Annotated in this window: 18 protein-coding genes; all 18 read right to left on the reverse strand. The window is 34.0% G+C overall.

The window, feature by feature from the left end; genetic code table 11:
• Window positions 1–29: 29 nt before the first annotated feature.
• Window positions 30–1,067 (reverse strand): sensor histidine kinase, encoded by a 1,038-nt coding sequence (locus tag ADIWIN_RS17335; protein WP_020897167.1) that lies wholly within the window; start codon window positions 1,065–1,067, stop codon window positions 30–32.
• A 6-nt stretch (window positions 1,068–1,073) separates the two neighbouring features.
• Window positions 1,074–2,294 carry an ABC transporter permease gene (locus ADIWIN_RS17340; RefSeq protein ID WP_020897168.1) on the reverse strand — a complete coding sequence of 407 codons (1,221 nt, stop codon included), beginning with the start codon at window positions 2,292–2,294 and terminating at the stop codon, window positions 1,074–1,076.
• 90 nt (window positions 2,295–2,384) lie between these two features.
• Window positions 2,385–3,128 (reverse strand): ABC transporter ATP-binding protein, encoded by a 744-nt coding sequence (locus ADIWIN_RS17345; protein ID WP_020897169.1) that lies wholly within the window; start codon window positions 3,126–3,128, stop codon window positions 2,385–2,387.
• A gap of 6 nt (window positions 3,129–3,134) precedes the next feature.
• Complete coding sequence (locus ADIWIN_RS17350; protein WP_020897170.1) at window positions 3,135–4,247, reverse strand: efflux RND transporter periplasmic adaptor subunit; 1,113 nt, start codon at window positions 4,245–4,247, stop codon at window positions 3,135–3,137.
• Window positions 4,248–4,350: 103 nt separating this feature from the next.
• Window positions 4,351–5,679 carry a TolC family protein gene (locus ADIWIN_RS17355; RefSeq protein WP_020897171.1) on the reverse strand — a complete coding sequence of 443 codons (1,329 nt, stop codon included), beginning with the start codon at window positions 5,677–5,679 and terminating at the stop codon, window positions 4,351–4,353.
• Between the two features lie 246 nt (window positions 5,680–5,925).
• On the reverse strand, window positions 5,926–6,267 hold the full coding sequence (locus tag ADIWIN_RS17360; RefSeq protein ID WP_020897172.1) for a hypothetical protein: 342 nt from the start codon (window positions 6,265–6,267) through the stop codon (window positions 5,926–5,928).
• A 423-nt stretch (window positions 6,268–6,690) separates the two neighbouring features.
• Window positions 6,691–7,695 carry an LLM class flavin-dependent oxidoreductase gene (locus ADIWIN_RS17365; RefSeq protein WP_020897173.1) on the reverse strand — a complete coding sequence of 335 codons (1,005 nt, stop codon included), beginning with the start codon at window positions 7,693–7,695 and terminating at the stop codon, window positions 6,691–6,693.
• Window positions 7,696–7,787: 92 nt separating this feature from the next.
• The gene (locus tag ADIWIN_RS17370; protein ID WP_020897174.1) at window positions 7,788–8,381 is read right to left on the reverse strand and encodes a TetR/AcrR family transcriptional regulator; all 594 of its coding nucleotides are present in this window, start codon (window positions 8,379–8,381) and stop codon (window positions 7,788–7,790) included.
• A gap of 11 nt (window positions 8,382–8,392) precedes the next feature.
• Window positions 8,393–9,814: an efflux transporter outer membrane subunit gene (locus ADIWIN_RS17375; protein ID WP_020897175.1), complete on the reverse strand. Its 1,422-nt coding sequence runs from the start codon at window positions 9,812–9,814 to the stop codon at window positions 8,393–8,395.
• Between the two features lie 5 nt (window positions 9,815–9,819).
• The gene (locus ADIWIN_RS17380; protein WP_020897176.1) at window positions 9,820–12,957 is read right to left on the reverse strand and encodes an efflux RND transporter permease subunit; all 3,138 of its coding nucleotides are present in this window, start codon (window positions 12,955–12,957) and stop codon (window positions 9,820–9,822) included.
• A 22-nt stretch (window positions 12,958–12,979) separates the two neighbouring features.
• The gene (locus tag ADIWIN_RS17385; RefSeq protein WP_020897177.1) at window positions 12,980–14,107 is read right to left on the reverse strand and encodes an efflux RND transporter periplasmic adaptor subunit; all 1,128 of its coding nucleotides are present in this window, start codon (window positions 14,105–14,107) and stop codon (window positions 12,980–12,982) included.
• A 10-nt stretch (window positions 14,108–14,117) separates the two neighbouring features.
• Complete coding sequence (locus ADIWIN_RS17390) at window positions 14,118–14,621, reverse strand: GbsR/MarR family transcriptional regulator (protein ID WP_020897178.1); 504 nt, start codon at window positions 14,619–14,621, stop codon at window positions 14,118–14,120.
• A 271-nt stretch (window positions 14,622–14,892) separates the two neighbouring features.
• On the reverse strand, window positions 14,893–15,513 hold the full coding sequence (locus tag ADIWIN_RS17395; RefSeq protein WP_020897179.1) for a MarC family protein: 621 nt from the start codon (window positions 15,511–15,513) through the stop codon (window positions 14,893–14,895).
• A gap of 247 nt (window positions 15,514–15,760) precedes the next feature.
• The gene (locus ADIWIN_RS17400; RefSeq protein WP_020897180.1) at window positions 15,761–17,650 is read right to left on the reverse strand and encodes a monovalent cation:proton antiporter-2 (CPA2) family protein; all 1,890 of its coding nucleotides are present in this window, start codon (window positions 17,648–17,650) and stop codon (window positions 15,761–15,763) included.
• A gap of 3 nt (window positions 17,651–17,653) precedes the next feature.
• Window positions 17,654–18,250, reverse strand: coding sequence for a glutathione-regulated potassium-efflux system oxidoreductase KefF (gene kefF / locus ADIWIN_RS17405; protein WP_020897181.1), 597 nt, complete (start codon window positions 18,248–18,250; stop codon window positions 17,654–17,656).
• Complete coding sequence (locus tag ADIWIN_RS17410) at window positions 18,243–18,440, reverse strand: hypothetical protein (protein WP_020897182.1); 198 nt, start codon at window positions 18,438–18,440, stop codon at window positions 18,243–18,245. The genes kefF and ADIWIN_RS17410 overlap by 8 nt, the downstream gene beginning before the upstream one ends.
• 11 nt (window positions 18,441–18,451) lie before the next feature.
• Window positions 18,452–18,910 carry a hypothetical protein gene (locus tag ADIWIN_RS17415; RefSeq protein WP_020897183.1) on the reverse strand — a complete coding sequence of 153 codons (459 nt, stop codon included), beginning with the start codon at window positions 18,908–18,910 and terminating at the stop codon, window positions 18,452–18,454.
• 263 nt (window positions 18,911–19,173) lie between these two features.
• Window positions 19,174–19,647, reverse strand: a complete 474-nt coding sequence (locus tag ADIWIN_RS17420; protein WP_040757674.1) for a cupin domain-containing protein — start codon at window positions 19,645–19,647, stop codon at window positions 19,174–19,176.
• Window positions 19,648–19,687 lie beyond the last annotated feature (40 nt).

Raw genomic sequence — 19,687 nt, forward strand, 5'->3', positions numbered from 1 at the left:
ACAATTTTCTATTCGTTGTATTAACTATTTTAGTTGATTTCAATTTCTAAAGTGACTAAAAACCGATCATTTTTTATAATAGTTTTAAAGCTGAATTTATCTGGGTATAACAATTCTAGTCGTTTTTCTAAATTTTGAAGCCCGATACCAGAACCACTTTTATCATCTGTTTTCTTTGGGAAATTATTGTTTTCAACTGAGAATAAAACGGTATTACTATCGCACGTCATGTTAATGTCAATATTACTTGTTTTAGTCGCAGAGACACCATGTTTAAATGCATTTTCGATTAAGGAAATAAATAACAACGGAGCAATTTGAATGCCAGTTTCTTTGACAGGAAAGCTATAACTCACAGATGTTTTGTCTGACACCCTTAACTTCATTAGATCGATATACTTTTTAAGAAAGTCAATTTCCTTAGTTAATGGTACAACTTCTAAATTGGTTTCGTACAACATATAACGCATCAGTTTGCTTAAACTGTGTATAGACGATTTGGCTTGGTCTGGTGAAATATCAACTAAAGAATAAATATTGTTTAAGGAGTTAAAAAAGAAATGCGGTTGTAATTGGTAATGTAAATGCTGTAACTCGGACTTTAACTTTACATGCATTGCTTCTTTACGTTCCGCTTCGGTTTTATTCCATCGTTTCGTTGTTTTTAAAGCAATTGAAAATAACAGTGGTGCCATATATGACAAGACCTGTATGTAGATGGCCATTTTAAATGGTGGCGCAGTTCTATTCGTATTTTCAAGACGTTTTTTTATAATCTCTTGAAAGAAGTTATCTTCAATATACTCTTTTAAAAACAAGAAAAAGGCAATCATTGCTGCATTTATAACTATAAACTGCAGCATTTTTTTAGGGAACAAAAAGCGATCTACTAGGACAAAGTAATTGAAGTAGAAGATGATGACAGAAAATACTAAAGGAATCCAGAAATGCGCTTTAACTCTATCTAACTCTTGTTCTTGACCATACGACAGCAAGTAAGGTAAACTAAATAGTGTTAACCAAACGAGCAGGTGTAAAAGGGCTGTAATTGTTTTATTCTTGTACATAATCTATTATTCGTAGCGTAAAGCGGTTATTGGATCTAAAGCCGATGCTTTTCTTGCAGGATACCATCCGAAAAAGATACCTGTTACAGCACAAACTGCAAAAGAAATTACAATGGAATACACTGCCACACTTGTAGGCCAATTTAAGAATTTTTCGATGAACACGGTGGCTCCGAGTCCTAATATGACTCCCAAGACACCACCTGTGATACTAATTAGGATGGCTTCGATTAAAAACTGCATTAAAATATCGGATCCTTTACCGCCTACTGCCATACGTAAACCAATCTCTTTAGTACGCTCTTTTACAGAAACATACATGATGTTCATAATGCCAATACCTCCAATTAATAATGAGATACTTGCTACTGCGACCAATAGAATAGTTAACATTTCGCTGGTAGAACTAAACGTTGAAATTAATTCCTCCATAGAACGCACCGTGAAATCATCTTCATCACTAGCCGTTAATTTATGTTGCTCTCGCAAAATATTAGATACTTCTAAAACGGCGTCTGGCGCTTCTTCTTCACTAACAGCAGAAGCCATAATTTGATTTAAATGGTCGATAGCTAAAATACGTTTTTGAACTGTTGTATATGGTGCAATAACGACATCATCTTGATCTTGACCAAAGGTGTTTTCCCCTTTTTCTTCTAGAACACCAATCACTTTAAACGGAATATTATTAAAACGAATCATTTGTCCGACCGGATCTTGACCGTCAGGAAACACATTGTCTACAACAGTTTGCCCAATTACAGCGACTTTTGAAGCCGAATAAACGTCAGCATCTGTAAACATGCTTCCGCTCTGTAAATCGACCACTTTAATGTTTAAATATTCAGGATTTACACCATAAATAGATGATGGCCAGTTATTAGAGCCGTTTATAACTTGTCCTCTACCGTCAACAACAGGAGAACTATAACTTAATAGCGTTGCACTTTCTTTAACAGCCTCAAAATCGCTTAAAGTAAGCGACTCCATAACACTGGCTTCTTGTCTTACACCTCCACGAACATCAGCTCCGGCTTTGATGGTAATCATGTTAGATCCCATGGCGGAAATGTTGGTACGAATACTTTCCTTAGAGCCTTCTCCTATAGCCAACATGGCAATTACAGATGCGACACCAATGATAATGCCTAGCATCGTTAATAAGGTTCTTGTTTTATTAAGAATGATAGCTTTTGTTGCGATTTTTAATAAATTTAATAGTCTCATCTGTTTATATTTATTATTTTTTTTAAGGTCAAATGGAATGCCACAATTACATAAAAGTTTATATAAGGATTTTGATATGGCATTTTATGATTAATCGTCTTGTTTAGGTAATTTGGCTAACTCGTTTGCTGCAGATTGTACTTTATGATTGTTGTAATCTTGCATCACTTCTCCATCTTTTAATACAATAGTCCTGCTGCTAAAGGTGGCAATGTCTGGCTCGTGTGTAACAAACGTGATGGTAATACCTTGTTTGTTTAACTCTTGAAATAAGGCCATAATCTCATAAGAGGTCCGTGTATCTAAGTTTCCTGTAGCTTCATCTGCTAATATCATTACTGGGTTATTCACTAAAGATCTCGCAATGGCTACACGCTGTTGTTGTCCACCCGAAAGCTGAGAAGGTGTATGATGTAAACGGTCACCTAATCCTACTTTTTCTAAAGCTTCAATGGCGCGTTTTCTGCGTTCTTCTGTAGATACTTTACTATTGTATAGTAATGGTAATTCTACGTTTTCGATAGCCGATGTTCTTGCTAATAGGTTATAAGATTGAAAAATGAACCCAATCTTTTCATTTCTGATGGTTGCTAATTCATTTCTGCTGAGGTCTTTTACACGTACACCATCAATTTCATAAGTTCCTGAAGTTGGTTGATCTAAGCACCCTAAAATATTCAGCATCGTACTTTTACCCGATCCACTCGATCCCATAATGGTCACAAATTCTCCTTCTTTAATGTCAAACGAAATACCTTTTAACGCATGAACCGTTTCGGTGCCCATGGTAAACTCTCGTTTTAAATCTTCAATTTTTATGATTGCTTTACTCATGATTCTTTATTTTTTCTTACCTCCTGGACGTTGCGGCATAAAAGGACTTTCGCTTTTAGCCGCCGTACTCGCTTCTGATTTTGCTACTTCTTTTAAACTGTAAACGAGTTGATCTCCTTTAGAAATTCCGCTAACGATCTGCACATTCACCCCATCACTAGCTCCAAGCGTTACAGTTTTGGGTATAATAGATCCATTGCTTCCTAATATCCAAAGTGTCGTTCCTTCTTTAGATAGGTCGCTATTATTAGCTGCCAATTGGTGCTGTGCATTATATGTTGCTAGGGTTTCTGCTTCCGGCTTAAAGTTGATGGCTTTGGCTTCTGCTGTTAATACATCATTCAATTCTAAAGTATAAATAGAGATGGTTGCTGTTAATCCTGGCTTAAGTTTTAAGTCAGGGTTATCTGCTTTAATTACAACCGTATAGGTTACTACATTTGAAGTAACCGTTGGATCCAATCTTACTTGTGTCACAACCCCTTCAAAGGTCTCACCGATGTAAGCATCTACCGTAAATTCTACACGTTGTCCTTCGGTTACTTGTCCGATGTCAGCTTCATCCACATCCGCTTCCACTTGCATTTCTTTTAAGTCTTGTGCGATGGTAAATAAGGTCGGTGTGCTCAAACTTGCCGCAACGGTTTGTCCTTCGTCAATAGCTCTAGATAATACCACACCATCAATTGGTGAGTAAATATTAGCATACTCTAAATTGGTTCGGGCTTGTTGTAAGTCAGAATAGCGTTGTGTTACAGTACCTACTGCAGTTTGATAATTGAATTCTGCATCATCAAAATCAGATTTACTAATCACTTGATTGTCAAACAATGTTTTTTGTCTGTCGTAAATGGTTTTCGTATAATTTCTTTGGCTTAGCGCATTATCATAAGCTGCTTGTACTTGGGTTTTAGCTGCATTAAGATTGGTTTTATCTAATTCAGCAATCAATTGCCCTTCTGTAACCACACTGTTATAGTCTACATATATTTTTTCTACCACACCCGATACTTGTGTTCCCACTTCTACTTGTGTAATAGGCTCCATGGTTCCGGTTGCAGTCACCATCGTAGTGACGTTTGCTTGTTTTGCTACTATGGTTTTAGCTTCGATGACCATAGCATCGTCTCCTTTTAGAAACGTGTAGCTTGCAAAGGCTAATGCCAGGACTACAATGCTGGCTATGATTATGGTTTTTTATTTTTTTCATGATTGTTTTAAATTAAAGGTTAATAGAGTTTCCTTGATAAAATTGTAATAATTGATGGTATAGAATGCTTAAGTACTTTGCTTGTAAATAGTTTTGTTGGGCATTGGTATAGGTGTTTTGACTAATTACTAAATCGGTAGTGCTTAAACCTCCTAGTTCATATTTTTTCTGCGCTAGATTATAAGATTGTTCTGCCGCTGTTTGCGATGCTCCTGCTGCAACCAATTGTTCTTGTGCTGATACTGCATTTTGATACGCGGTTTCCACTTTCTTGTATACCGTCTTCTCGGTCAGTTGCTGATTAATCTGTGCTTTTTCAATATTAATCTGTGCCGATTGTACCGCTGCTTTTGTTTGGTTTCTGTTAAAAATGGGAATGTTTAAAGACAGTCCGACACGTTGATTAAAATTCACATTAAATTGATCTGAGAAGTTATTATCATTGACACTTGTAAATCCAGAACCCAAACTACTCACTAGCGATAAAGTTGGTAAAAACGCTCCTTTAGCAATGTCTAAACCTTTTTCGCTTACCTCTACTCCAATTCTACTCGCGTTAATTTCTGGCAGAATCCCAAGAGCTTTATTATAGATGGCCACTTTATCGAGTTCTAACATGATGTACTCGGTATCTGTAGTTAAGGTTTCAATCTCTATATCTTGTGTAGGATCTAGCTCTAATAATTGTTTTAGGGCTATAATGTATTGTTGATAGTTGTTTTTAGCCGTGATGACAGCATATTTGTTTGTTGCCGTTTGACTCTGCGCTTCTGTGTAATCGCTTAAGGCAATAGTACCAGCATCTAATCTTGCTTTAGCACGCTCCACTTCTTTTTCTGATGCTGCAACATTGTTTTCGGCGATAGTAACTGCTTCTTTAGCATAGAGAATTTGTAAATAATTTTCTAAGATGCTTAGAATAATGTTGTTCTTCGTTTCTTCTTCGAGAAACACACTTTGATTTAATAATAATTCGTTCTGTGCAATTTGATTAGTAATCTGGTTGCCCTGAAACAAAGTCATAGAACTATTAAGGCTGACGTTAGTACTGTAAATTTGATCCGTAACATAATCGCTTGTAATCGGGTCAATAGAATTTCCGTTAGAAAATGTTTCAGAAGCTGTACCGTATAGGTTTGGGAGTCTAGATGATTTTGCCTTGCTGTAATCTACAGCTGCTTGGTCATAATTTAAAGCCGCATCCTTTATGGTGATATTGTTCTCTAAAGCATACTGAAAACACTCCTCTAAAGTCCAAAGTTTTGATGTTTCAGAATTAGTCTCTTGCGAAAAGATCAGCTGAGTTACTAGCAGTGTTATGATTATAAAAAGATGTTTCATTTTTCCGTGTATTTAATTTTACACTACAAATATGAAACACTATCTTATCTTAAAATAAAGCGATAGACGTTTGCGCTAATTCGCTATATGAATTGTGAGATTTTATCGATGAGATTTTTTTAGATTTAACTGCAATTGATGCAATTGTTTAATTTACAATTCTACGCTTCTTAAACTTGATTGTGTATTGCTTTAAGCAGACGTTATTTTTAATGCCTTTATTTTATTGCCATTGCGTTCACCATATTAAATAACATCAATAACCTTTTCTAATATATAATGTGTTGCTGTGACCACTATAGCTAAACTAATAAGTATGAGTAAGCGAATGCGCGTTGCGTTTGTATTGTTTTTAAGTTTTTTATAGGTATACAATACATCAATTAAAATGTACAGTACTGCGATAATACAACCCAAGATGAGACTAGCGTAAACAAATGCCAAATCATAAACTATATTAGAAAATTTAGCAATCCAATCCGTATCTTTTGATTTAGGCCCTAAAATAATTCGCATGTAGGCAAAGGCAAACAATAAGGCTATACCGGTGGTAATACTATAATTTAGAATACGTTTTAAAATTCTCATAAGTAAATTTAGTATTGTGCAGCTTATCTAAAATTCATTGTTTTAATTTGTTTAAGTCTGTCAGAATTTTCATGAAATAGTAAGACATTTATACAAGATTAAATATAAAGTAATTATCAGCTCTAGTCCGTAAATGTTAAAAAATTAAAGTAGTTGTATTCAAAACAATAGAAAATAGGGAATCTTTATACGAAGAAGTTAAAACGATAAGCGATGCGTTTTAATTTATAAGTTTATGTTTCTATAGGACCTCATAACGGATCGTCTATAAATTAATGGCACTTAATTGTTGTGTTTTGACAATAAAAAAACCTGCCAAAGAGCAGGTTTTTTTATAATTAGTTTCTACATATGTAAGACGTTACATTAATTAGTCTTCGCTATTATAAAATAGATAGTTATGTAAATGAAGCGTTAGTAATTTTAATTCAATTCTTGCATAATTTCAGCAAATAATTCATAAGATCTAATCCTGTCATTGATATCATAAATATGAGTGACAGCAATAAGTTCGTCAACTTTAGATTGTTCTAAAAACTCCTTAACCTGAGTTTTAACCGTGGCTTTACTTCCTATAAAAGAATATTTCAGCATTTGATGCACCTGAGGATTTCTCATAATATCCCGTAAATCTTCCGTCATGTCTGTTGGTGGCTGCACATTAGCACGTCTACCTGTAAATATGCCAACTATCATTCGGATTAATGAGGTCGATAAGCGTTCGGCTTCTTCATCTGTATCGGCAACAATAATATTAACACCAGCCATTACATAAGGCTGCTCTAAAGTTTCAGAAGGCTGAAATTTGCTTCGGTAAATACTGATAGCATCCCATAAATGCGTTGTTGCAAAATGACTCGCAAAAGCATAAGGCAAGCCTTTTTTTGCTGCCAAATGTGCACTATCTGTACTAGAACCTAGAATATAGATCGGTACATCTATGCCTTCAGCTACTGTTGCACGGACTTTAGCATCTTCATTTTCTGTAGAAAAATAAGTTTGTATCTTTTCTACTTCATCAGGAAATGAATGTGCCGCTTTCATAAAATCTGAACGTATGGCTTGTGCCGTTTCTGGATCTGTACCTGGTGCTCTTCCTAAACCTAAATCAATACGATTAGGATATAAAGCGCCCAAAGTGCCAAATTGTTCTGCTATAATTAAAGGCGAATGGTTAGGTAACATAATACCACCAGAGCCAATACGAAGCGTATTTGTGCCTTCTGCAACATAGCCAATTAATACCGAAGTGGCACTACTCCCAATGTTAGATGCATTATGATGCTCTGCTAACCAAAAGCGTGTGTATCCATTTGTTTCAGCATGTTGCGCTAATTTAAGGACGTTATTAAAAGTTTGTTTCAATGTTAAACCTTCGGAAACTAGTGCTAGGTCTAAGATGGAGTATGCTGTAAATTTAATTTTCATAAGTAAACACAATTATTAGGATTTAGTGTTAATTATACTTCTGTTTTTTTTTTTGAATCTAAATTTGGTAAATGTAAACTAATTGATAACATCTAGTCAAAATACGAATTAGAATAATTGTGATTAATTATTCCTTTTAAATTATAAATGACCATATGCTTAAATAAGTCTTCTTTTTGGTACGATTCAAATAAATTATTTTCTTTAAACACGAGGTTGTCGATTCTGAAAAAATAAATTTTCACGACTAATTCTATATGCACCTCTTTTTTTATGTTCCCTTTATCTTGAGCTTGTTTTAATAAGTTATAGATTATAGTATTTGCTAATTCTACAACGAAAGCGTCAAATAAACGACTCGCTTTGGGATAGTACTTTTCTAAGCCAAATAGAAAAGAGGGTTTAAAGTATCTTAAATACTGAAACCCTCTTTTGTAAATTAATATAACACTCAAAACAGGATCATTACCATGACTAGCAACAATCTCATTTATATCTTCTCTATATTCATTTAGTAAACTCTCAAGACCACAAGTTATTAAGTCCTCTTTATTATCAAAAAATGTATAAATAGTCTTTTTAGAAATACCAAGTTCATTTGCTAACTCGTCTAAAGTGACGTGCTTACTACCAAATTGGGTAAACTTTTCAATTGAGCGTTTTAACAATTCTGCTTTAGTAATCATTTGACACTATTTTATCTCCATCCGCCTCCAAGTGCTTCGTATAAATCTACTATAGACACTAATTGTTGTAATTGGCTATCTATAATATTTAACTCTGCGCTTAAGGCACTTTGTCTTGCTGTTAAAAGATCTAAATAGTTAGCATAACCATTTTTAAGTAATTCTTCTGAATTGGCTTCTGCTGTACGTAAGGCTTCAACTTCGTTCTTTCTAAATTCGAATTTTTTCGTTTCAGATTCATAGGAGAATAAAGCGTTAGATACTTCACTTCCTGCAACTAATAACGTCTTTTTAAACTGAAGTAAGGCCTGCTCTTGTTGAGCAATTGCGACTTCTTTTTGAGTTCTAAGCTTACGTTGATTTAAAAGCGGTTGTGTTAATCCGCCAACAATATTCGCAAATAATGAATTGGCGCTAAATAAATCGTCTAACTCTAAACTTTGTAATCCGCCAGCTGCCGTTAAGGTTAAAGATGGATATAAGTTGCTATTTGCTACATTAGTCAGTTCAAAAGATTGAATTAAGCTATATTCAGCAGCCATAACATCTGGCCTGTTGCTCAATAAAGTCGCTGGTACACCCAGTTTTATGTCTTGCTCAATTTCTTGAATATCTAAACTGTTACGCTCAAAATCTTGTCCAGATTTACCCAATAAAATACTTAACGTATTCTCTGTTTTAAAAATAGCAGTTTCAATATCTACTTGTAATGCTTTTGCATTATTGTATTGCGCGATGTTTTGATCTACTGCCACTTGTGTCACCTGACCTGCATCTTTTAATGCTTTTATAGTTTCTACACCACTTTCTCTCGTTGCTATAGTTTGCTTAGTCACTTCTAACTGTGCGTCTAAAGCAATTAAACTGTAGTAGGTATTTGCAATGCTAGAAATAAGCTGTGTTTTTACAGCTTGATGTCCTGCTACGCTTTGTAAATAACCAGCTTGTGTTGCTCTTTTATTGCTTCGGATTTTTCCCCAGATATCAGCTTCCCAAGATAAGTTCGCTGTAATATCGAATTGATCTGTAGACCTATCACTTAAGAATGCACCAAATTGGGTGTTCTTAGATAATTCTTGATGCGTCCAGTTGGTACCCACATTTACAGATGGTAAATAACCTGCTTTTCCTTGTTTGGCATAGGCTTCTGCCGCTACCATTTGCTGAATCGCCATACGAACGTCCATATTATTTTGTAGACCTTCTTCAATATATTGTTGAAGGTATTGATCTGTAAATAATGTTTTCCAAGATACATCTGCCATAGATATACTATCTGTTGGCAGATTATCTGTTCGGTATAATGTTTCAGTTTCCGCTTCTAATTCCGGTCTTACATAATCTTGCGCCACAAAACAACTTTGTAATGTGATGGCAACAATTAGTAATAATGATCCTTTACTAAAATTTCTATGTTTTATAATTGATGTCATAGTTTTTAATCTTCAATAGTTTGTATTGCTGGTTTACTTGAAACTTTTTCTTGTAACCACTGAAATAATATAAATAAGATAGGAATTACAAATACTCCTAAAATGGTTCCAATTAACATACCTCCTGCTGCACCTGTTCCTATTGAGTTGTTTCCTTCTGCTCCAACTCCACTTGCAAGTACTAATGGCATCAATCCTAAAATAAAGGCGAAAGATGTCATTAAAATTGGACGTAAACGTGCTTTTGCTCCATGAATTGCAGCGTCTACAATAGTCTCACCATTCTTTCGTCGTTGTAGCGCAAACTCCACAATAAGTATGGCATTTTTAGCTAATAAACCAATAAGCATAATTAAAGCAATTTGGAAATAAATGTTATTTTCTAAGCCTAAGAATTTTGTACTTATATAAGCTCCAAATACACCAAATGGTAAGGATAATACCACTGCAAATGGTAATAAATAACTCTCGTATTGCGCACTTAATAAGAAATACACAAATAGAATACTTAGTATAAATATAAACGTCGTTTGGTTACCAGCATTGACCTCTTCACGTGTTAAACCAGAATAAGATACCGTATAATTACTAGGTAGTTTAGCCACTTCTTCTTCAATTACTTTAATGGCATCACCTGTACTAAAACCATCGTTAGTAGCACCTGTTATTGTCGTTGAATTAAATAGGTTAAAACGCGTTACCGATTGTGGACCATACACACGCTTTAAGTTTACAAACTGTGTAATTGGTGTCATTTCACCAGAATCAGTTCTCACATACATACTATTTAAAGCACTTTCATCTGCTCTATCTTCTGGTAATGCTTGTATATAAACTCTAAATTGTTTTCCGAATTTAGAGAAATCTGAGGCGTAAACTCCACCGATATACCCTTGTAAAGTTGAAAAGATACTCGTTATCGAAACTCCTTTTTCTTTAGCTAGAGGCACATTAACCTCCATTTCATACTGTGGATAATTAGTGTTGAATGAAGACGTCGCATATTTAATTTCTGGACGCTGCATTAATGCCATTGTAAAGTCATTCTTCGCTTTGTCTAAATCTGCAAATTCACCTCCGAATTTATCTAATAAATTTATCTCAAAACCAGCCGAGTTACCAAAACCACGAATACTTGGTGGTGAGAAGAAAATAATATTAGCTTCTGGGATTGTTGCTGCTATACCAAATAGTTTTCCGGTAATAGCTTGTGCAGAAAGTGCGTCGTCTTTACGCTCTCCCCAATCTTCTAATTTTATAATTCCGAAACCAAAGTTACTACCAGCACCACTAATTAAACTTCGACCTTTAATAAAGTTAACACCAACGATACCTTCCATACCTTCAATTTTTTCGTATAATTGTCTTGATACGGCATCTGTTCTATCTAACGATGCTCCTGGAGGTAATTCAATATTGGCAAAAATAATACCTCTATCTTCATTAGGTACAAATCCTGTTGGCGTTGTACTAGAAGCCCAGTAAATTCCGACACCTGCAATAACTAAAAGTAATACAGACACAAATTTTCTTCTGTATAGAAAATGAAGTGATTTTCCATATCTTTCTACTGTAGCATTAAAACCACGATTAAATAAGGTATAAAAACGCTTTAAAGGACCTTTACCTTTTAATTCTTCATCCTCTTTATGTCCTTTTAATAATAGAGCACATAATGCCGGACTTAATGTTAAGGCGTTTACTGCCGAAATAAGAATTGCAATAATTAAGGTTACACCAAATTGCTCATAAAACACACCAGTTGGTCCTGTTACAAACGTTACAGGAATAAATACTGCTGCCATTACCAAGGTAATTGAGATAATCGCTCCAGAAATTTCGTTCATCGCTGTTAACGTTGCTTTTTTAGGATTGTGTTCTCCCTCATCCATTTTAGCATGGACAGCTTCTACAACAACAATGGCATCATCTACTACAATACCAATGGCGAGTACTAATGCGAATAGCGTTAATAAGTTAATGGAATACCCAAAAACATTCAAGAAAAAGAAGGTACCAATAATAGAAACGGGTACTGCAATTGCAGGAATTAAAGTAGATCTAAAATCTTGTAAGAAGATGAAAACTACTAAGAACACTAATAAAAAGGCTTCTAATAATGTGGTAATTACTTTATCAATAGAGGCATTTAAAAATAAACTAGTATCGTATGGAACAAAAATATCTAAGCCCTTTGGTAAATCTGCTTTTACCGATTCTAGAGTGGTTTTAATATTTTCAATAATTTCTCGGGCATTAGAGCCTTTGGTTTGAAAAATCCCCATAAATACAGCAGGGTTTCCTAAACTCATGGCATTAGATGAATAGGATTGTGCATCTAATTCAATAGTTGCAACATCTTTCAATCTTAAAAATTCCCCGTTTCCTAAAGCTTTAATAACAATATCACTGTATTGACTTTCGTCTTTAAAACGGCCACTATAGGTTAAAGTATATGAAAATGATTCCCCATTATTCTGTCCTAAAGACCCTGCTGCTGCTTCTAAATTTTGTTCAGCTAAAGCGTCAGAGATATCAGAAGGTATTAACCCGTATGATGCTAATTTCTCAGGGTTTAACCAAATACGCATTGCATAATCTTGTTGTGAGAATACACTAACATCTCCAACACCGCTAATACGTTGCATTGCTGGGATAACATTAATTTTTAAGTAATTCTGAATAAATGTAGCATCATAATCCTCACTTTCAGAATACATAGAAATGAACATTAATGCACTTGTTTCTTGTTTCTGAGTGGTTACACCCGTTTGAATAACCTCTTGAGGTAATAATGGATTCGCTCTAGCCACACGGTTTTGAACGTTTACAGCTGCAATATCAGCATCGATGTTTTGATCGAAATACACTGTGATTTCCGCCGCTCCTGTGTTAGAAGCTGTAGACGTAATATACGTCATACCTTCTACTCCATTGATTTGTTCTTCAATAGGAATAATAACACTTTCTAAAACGGTTTCTGCATTTGCACCTGTATAATTCGCCGTAACTTTAATTGTTGGCGGTGCAATATCTGGATACTCTTCAATAGGTAAGCTTGAAATACTAATAACTCCAAGCAACACTATAATAATAGAGATTACTGTTGAAAGCACTGGTCTTTCAATAAATGTTTTTAACATGATTACTATGTTTCTAGGTTAATTAGTTTTTAAATAAAGTAGCTATAGGTTTAATAGCCTCTTCAAAAGACGTTTCCTGAGGAGAGATCACCATACCGTTTCTTAATTTACCAATTCCGGTTATCACAATTTTATCATTAGTGTCTAAGCCAGATTCTACAACATATAGATTATCTACAGTACCTTGTACTTTTATAATTGCCGTCTCAATCTTATTATCGGCACCAAGTTTAAATATCATAATATTTCCTTGTTGCTCAAAAGTTGCGGTTTGAGGGACTACGATGGCGTCTTTATATTCTATAGGAAATTTTATTGTACCACTGTTTCCATTGGTTAAAATTTCATTAGGATTATCAAAAGCAGCTCTAATTTTTATAGTTCCAGTATTTTGGTTGACTTGCCCTGTACTGGTTTGAATTCTTCCTTTTTCAGAATATTCTTTTCCGTTGGCTAAAATCAAGCTTAAATCCGGAGAGTTTTTAATGCGTTCTGCTTTCGTCTTTCCTTCAGATCTCTGTAAATGGTTGATGTATTGCGCTTCGTTAAAACTAAAGAATGCATACACTTGATCAATCTCACTTACCGTCGTTAATGGACGTGCATCACTCGGGCTAATTAAAGCTCCTTCTCTAAAATTAATTGAACCCACATAACCGTCAATAGGACTTTTAATTGTTGCATAACCAATATTTGCAGAAACACCACTTAAGTTAGCTTTAGCCTGAGCTAAATTAGCTTTTGCTGTTTCTAATTGTACAGCACTTATAATGTTCTTTTCTACTAAAGGCACTAATTTATCAACCTCTACCTGTGCCACATTAACACGAGCTTGAGCTGCGCCAGCATCTTGACTTAAAGACTGCGTTTCTAGTCTAAATAATGTTTGTCCTTTTCGTACTCTCTGACCTTCATCAACGTATACTTTTTCAATATAACCAGATGTTTTGGCTCTTACATCACTATTTACAATACCTTCAATAGTTGCAGGATATTCTGTATGTCCTGTTACTGTCATTGTTTGTATTTGGGTCACCGGAAAAGGTGCTGGTGGAGCTTGAGATGGAGCTGCTGTAGCATTTTGCTTATCGCCACAACTGACAATAACTAAGAATAATCCTAGAATAGTATATAAATTAGTCTTTTTCATTTCGTTTACTTTAAATTTGGAATTGGTTGTTTATTAATTTTTCTCTTAAGGCTTTTACAGAAGAAGATGCTTCGTCTATAAACATGATATAATCGCTGTGAAATGTTAAATCGAACTTTTCGTCTTCATTTTCAATTTTTTCATTGTTTTGGTTTTCTTTATAATTTTTAATTTCAATATGCACTTCACGTTCTTCTTGCCAATGACTAATCATTCTGTCTACATGTTGTACTATAGTGTCTTTGTTAATTACAAAATACTTTTTACGATCTCCTGTTTTTGTGAAATACTCAATTTTGTTTAAATCTTGTAAATGATTAAGATGCGTTGAGATTGTACTCTTACTTGCGCAAAGGATACTTACCAAGTCTTCAAAAGTGGCTCCTCTTTTACCCGTAAGTATAATGTAAGACAAAATTCGCGCAGCGACAGGAGCTAATTGCTCTCTGTTCTCTAAATGAACTCCTAGTTTCTCAACTAAGCCCATTTTTTGTTGGCAGATATTTTCTTTCATTTTAAAACTATTTGCTACTGATTTGAAAATAAAATTATCAAGTTCAGTAAAATTCTGTGCAAATATATTAATAGGTTCGGAACAAGCCGAACAAAACGAAGTTAAATGATTGTTAAATAAATTAACGTGTTATAAATTGGTTTTAAGGATACTGTGTAAATAAGTAATCGCCTCAAAACTTATGACCACTTCTATATTAAGAATATATTATAATTTCTCAGTAGAATCTTGTTGAAATAAAAGGCAGTGACTTGTTGGATTTACAAGTGAATTAAGACATTAAATTGAAAGATAATTTAATCCCTTGTATAATCATACCAGTACCAATAATGGCAATAATTAAACCCATTATTTTGCCAATAACAGAGATAACGTTATTACCCACTAGTTTCACAATATTGTCACTTAATCTGAAGGTTATGTAAGCAAGTATGCTCATTAATCCAAAAATAGCTATGACTAAAATGATATGAATCGGTTCTACATTAGCAACGAAGTTCATCGCTGTAACTATAGTCCCTGGTCCTGCTAAAATAGGAATAGCTAGTGGTGATACTGCAATGTTTTCATCAACATCTACATGCTTAAGACTTTTAACATTAGACTGTTTAGATTGCAGCATTTCAAAACCTATAAAGAATATTAGGATACCACCTGTTATTTTAAATGCAGGAATACTAATATTAAATAACTCAAAAATAAATTTTCCTAGCAGTACAAAGACCGTAACAATTATAAAGGCAATGATATTTGCTCTTTTATTAATGTCATCTTTTGTTTTTTTGTTTGCACCTTGGGTTAAAGCCACAAAAACCGTCATGTTTGATATTGGGTTGGTGATGGCAAAAAAACCGGTAAATACGGTTATACAAAATGTAATTAAGTTATCCATGAGACGGAAAATTTTGATTTTCAAAAAAAACGCAAAACTAGTTCTTTATCTCTAAACTAATTTTATTTTTTAATATTTAAATCAATATTATTTATTGCGTTTCAAAAGATACAAAATTTGCTGCGTTTTATAGTAAATGGTTAATTAAATAGCGTTTCTTTTTAATATAGTAAGGGTTATATTTAATAAATTATTGATTTTTTTAGTATCCTAAGCATCAGCATGTGCTAATGAAAAATAACCTTGTTTAGTCTTTGGTTTTTTCTAAAGCTTTTTTAATATGCTCGCTATCCCACTGATTATCAAACTCTACAATACCTCTTTTAAAATCTTCATTCAAGAATTTTTCTTGTTGTTCTAATTCTTGTCGGGCTTTAAAAATATAGCTGTCGTTTCCAGGTTTCAGTTCTTTAGCTAAACGTCTAATTATCTCTTCATCATATTTAATGAAATTATGAACTTGTCTATTTAGGGTATGTTTTCTGAAGCCCATTTTACTTAATACATCTTTTGCTAGCACTAAAGAGGTTTCCAGCGACTCGCGATATATGTTTTCCATTCCTAAATTCAATAAATCGTAAGCTTCATATCTATTTTTAACACGAATCATAAGCTCAACATGTGGATATTTTTCTTTGACCATTTTAGTCACTTGCTTCGTAACACTAGGATTATCAATTGCACAAATTAGGATTTTGGCTTTGGCTATTCCGGCAGATTCTAACAAGTCTAAACGAGTGGCATCTCCATAATACACTTCAAACCCCATTTTTCTTAGGAAATCTACACGATTAGAATCTTGATCTAAAATGGTAGCCTCAACACCATGTGATCTTAAAAAACGTCCAACCGTACTCCCAAAATGCCCAAAACCTACCAAGATTATTTTTTGCGATTTTGCAATATGATCCATCGGTCGTTGTACAGATTCTTTAGTGCCAATTCTTGGAAGGATCAATCGCTCATTAATAATGCTTATAATCGGCGTGAGTGACATGGTTAGTGCTGTTATTACAAGCATCATATCCATTTGTTCTTGATTTAAAATATTCAACCCAAAAGCGAATGATAACAATACAAATGCAAATTCTCCAATTTGTGCCAATCCAAACGTCAGCAATAATTTCTGATCTAATTTCAGTTTAAAAACATAACCCGTTCCAAATAGGACAGCTGCTTTTATTACGATAATAGCTAGTAATATTCCACCAATGGTCAACGGACTTTTTGCAATAACAATAAAATTAATGGAGGCACCTACAGCCATAAAAAACAAACCTAATAGTAGGTTTTTAAAAGGTTCAAGCGTACTTTCAAGTTCGTGTTTAAATTCACTATTTGATAATACGACCCCACCTAAAAATGCGCCCAGAGCTGGACTTAAGCCCACATACTCCATCAAAAAAGAAATAGAAAACACAATTAAAAGTGCTGCTGCAATTAATAACTCTCGTACTCCTGTTTTGGCTACTTTACGCAACATGGGTACAATTAAGTATTTACCCGCAACAATGATTAAAACAACAGATAAAATAATGGCTAAGGTTTGAAAACCCATTGGTAACTTATCTAATAAATTAACATGTTCTTTATGATTATCTGCCGAAGACACAATATCTGAATGCCCCAACAAAGGCATTATTCCAAGCATCACAATAACAATAAGGTCTTGAAACAATAAAATTGAAAACGATGACGTCCCAAATGTGGTATCCATCAACCCTTTTTCCTTAATGGTTTGCATCGCAATTGCTGTAGATGATAGCGCTACAGCCATAGAAATAACCAGTGCTACTTTCCAATCATAACCCAAGGATGTAAATAAAATATAAGAGAGCAGCATTGTGCCTGCTACTTGTAAGCCACCCATTCCAAGAATGGTTTTTCTCATGTTCCAGAAGTTTTTGGGCTCAATCTCTAACCCAATTAAAAACAACATGACGACGACACCAAATTCGGCAAAATGCATAATATCCTCGCCTTCATTCCCTATAAAACCTAAAACATAAGGGCCAATTAAAACACCGGCTAACAAATAGCCTATTACCGAACTTAACCCTAATCGTTTAGCTATAGATACACATATTATGGCACCTAATAAAAATACGATGGCTTCAAAAAGTATACTTCCTGTCATATATTATTGTGGTTGTAATTGCGGAATATCATTTAAAAAAAAGCATCCATTAAAATCGTTTAGCTCAAGATTTTGTTGAAGTAAATAGATTAATTTACCATATTGAATCACATGGTTTGCTAATTGGTCATCAGTTAATGTATGTGTTCCCATGACAGCAAATGGCGGTAAATATTTCATACCACATAAATTTGCAGTTTGTTCAAATGGTCGCAAAAATTGATTAACCGTAAAACTATTTGTGCCTTCAGAACAATATACTTCTCTTGCTCCGCCTGTTGTAATCACATTTAAACATGTTTTAGATTGCAAAGCATTTCCGTTTGGACCATACGCCCAACCAAATTCTAAAACCAGATCAATCCACTGTTTCATTAATGGAGGACAACTATACCAGTAAAATGGATGATGCCAGATTATGATATCATGTGCTTCTAGTAGTCCTTTTTCTGCTTCCACATCGATATGAAAATCTGGGTAACATTCATATAAATCGTGAAAAGTAACGCCTTCAATATCTTTTATATGATTAACGAGTGCCGTATTCACCTTAGATTTTTCATATTTAGGATGGGAAAAAAGGACTAATATTTTATTCATTTGACAAATTTAACTGAAAAAGAATTGATTGATGAATACCTAATTCTACTATTGAATTTGTGACCCTTAATAATGCACTTATTTTTTCGGCATCATAAGCATCTTCATGTGCTGATGAAAAATGTCCTTTGTCTTCGCCTTTATCATTATCAAAATAGTTACCAGAATCGCTTTTATAGTCATCAGACAATGCTAAATCTACTAAAATGTCAACTCCTTTTTCTGGTGTTTTCCGTTAACTGCTAAATGTTTACCGTTAATTACTGTTGGCGTATTTTCTGGGAATGTAAATTTAGGTAAATAATAAATACGCTCTAACTGATTGGTTTTTGTGTTCCAACCCGCTATTTTAGGTGTTACATTATCCGGTTGCGCCATATCTAACATCCAAACAATTTCGTTTTTATCGTTTCTAATACCGAAAACATTACTTAGATAATTATTGTCTGTACTTCTTGGAGTATTCCACGCTTTATTAGGAAAAGGTGTGGTTATTTTTGATTTAGCATCCATAAGCATGACTCTATTTTCTGGTGAGAAAAAAGGATGATGACTGTATACTAAATCACCACTATCTGTAAATGTAATATAACCAACTGCTTGCTCTGTAGTTGCAAAAACTTTGGTTTCACCTACTGTGTTTTGTGCTTGTATAGACATCACTGTTGTGATTAAAATTAATAAGAAACTACTATTTTTTATATTAAATGTAATTATAACGTCAGTTCGAGTGAAATTCTTTTTCAGAATTTTGTATCGAGAACTTTTATTTTTGTTAAGCTTCTCGATACATTTTTATTTTCATTGCATTTCAATAAAAACACTCGAAGTGACATATTATTGAAAATTTAACTTCATCTAGGCTTCTCGATACAAATTTCTCGTACCTCAAAATTTACTCGAAGTGACGTTATTTTAAAATTTTAATTACTCTTTTTTAAATACTCTGGTAATTCTTTAGATAACCAATCTTCACGTACAGGAACATGTACATCTAAATCTACCGTTTTTTCTAAAGCCCAAAACTCATGTGGTACATTTTTAGGAAACACAATGACTTCTCCTGCTCCAACTTCTACAAAAGTTTCTTTACCATCAATAATGGTTTTAATTTTCACTTTTCCAGACATGATGTAAGTAATCTGTTCGTTTGGATGCTGGTGCCAAGGAATATGAGCTCCTTTTTCTAAATTAAAAATGGTCATTTGTCCTTTTTCGCCATGAAACCATTTACGTTTGATCCCTTCTCCAATAGTTTCTGATTCCATGTCGTCAAAATTGAAATGCTGCACTTTTGAAGTGGCTATAGAATCTTTAGTTGTTACTTGCGCATTTACAGTATTGCTTACAAACATTGTTGTTACAGTTAATACAGCTATAATTGATTTGAAATTCATTTTTTATATATGTTTTTTTTGTCAGTTCGAGTGAAATTCT

It is taken from the genome of Winogradskyella psychrotolerans RS-3 (assembly GCF_000427335.1).
Lineage (GTDB): Bacteria > Bacteroidota > Bacteroidia > Flavobacteriales > Flavobacteriaceae > Winogradskyella > Winogradskyella psychrotolerans.

What these genes read in the sequence shown, in the direction of transcription:
- ADIWIN_RS17335 (WP_020897167.1), bottom strand. Translation starts at nt 1,067, where the DNA reads ATGTACAAGAATAAAACAATTACAGCCCTTTTACACCTGCTCGTTTGG.
- ADIWIN_RS17340 (WP_020897168.1), bottom strand. Translation starts at nt 2,294, where the DNA reads ATGAGACTATTAAATTTATTAAAAATCGCAACAAAAGCTATCATTCTT.
- ADIWIN_RS17345 (WP_020897169.1), bottom strand. Translation starts at nt 3,128, where the DNA reads ATGAGTAAAGCAATCATAAAAATTGAAGATTTAAAACGAGAGTTTACC.
- ADIWIN_RS17350 (WP_020897170.1), bottom strand. Translation starts at nt 4,247, where the DNA reads ATGGTCATCGAAGCTAAAACCATAGTAGCAAAACAAGCAAACGTCACT.
- ADIWIN_RS17355 (WP_020897171.1), bottom strand. Translation starts at nt 5,679, where the DNA reads ATGAAACATCTTTTTATAATCATAACACTGCTAGTAACTCAGCTGATC.
- ADIWIN_RS17360 (WP_020897172.1), bottom strand. Translation starts at nt 6,267, where the DNA reads ATGAGAATTTTAAAACGTATTCTAAATTATAGTATTACCACCGGTATA.
- ADIWIN_RS17365 (WP_020897173.1), bottom strand. Translation starts at nt 7,695, where the DNA reads ATGAAAATTAAATTTACAGCATACTCCATCTTAGACCTAGCACTAGTT.
- ADIWIN_RS17370 (WP_020897174.1), bottom strand. Translation starts at nt 8,381, where the DNA reads ATGATTACTAAAGCAGAATTGTTAAAACGCTCAATTGAAAAGTTTACC.
- ADIWIN_RS17375 (WP_020897175.1), bottom strand. Translation starts at nt 9,814, where the DNA reads ATGACATCAATTATAAAACATAGAAATTTTAGTAAAGGATCATTATTA.
- ADIWIN_RS17380 (WP_020897176.1), bottom strand. Translation starts at nt 12,957, where the DNA reads ATGTTAAAAACATTTATTGAAAGACCAGTGCTTTCAACAGTAATCTCT.
- ADIWIN_RS17385 (WP_020897177.1), bottom strand. Translation starts at nt 14,107, where the DNA reads ATGAAAAAGACTAATTTATATACTATTCTAGGATTATTCTTAGTTATT.
- ADIWIN_RS17390 (WP_020897178.1), bottom strand. Translation starts at nt 14,621, where the DNA reads ATGAAAGAAAATATCTGCCAACAAAAAATGGGCTTAGTTGAGAAACTA.
- ADIWIN_RS17395 (WP_020897179.1), bottom strand. Translation starts at nt 15,513, where the DNA reads ATGGATAACTTAATTACATTTTGTATAACCGTATTTACCGGTTTTTTT.
- ADIWIN_RS17400 (WP_020897180.1), bottom strand. Translation starts at nt 17,650, where the DNA reads ATGACAGGAAGTATACTTTTTGAAGCCATCGTATTTTTATTAGGTGCC.
- kefF (WP_020897181.1), bottom strand. Translation starts at nt 18,250, where the DNA reads ATGAATAAAATATTAGTCCTTTTTTCCCATCCTAAATATGAAAAATCT.
- ADIWIN_RS17415 (WP_020897183.1), bottom strand. Translation starts at nt 18,910, where the DNA reads ATGTCTATACAAGCACAAAACACAGTAGGTGAAACCAAAGTTTTTGCA.
- ADIWIN_RS17420 (WP_040757674.1), bottom strand. Translation starts at nt 19,647, where the DNA reads ATGAATTTCAAATCAATTATAGCTGTATTAACTGTAACAACAATGTTT.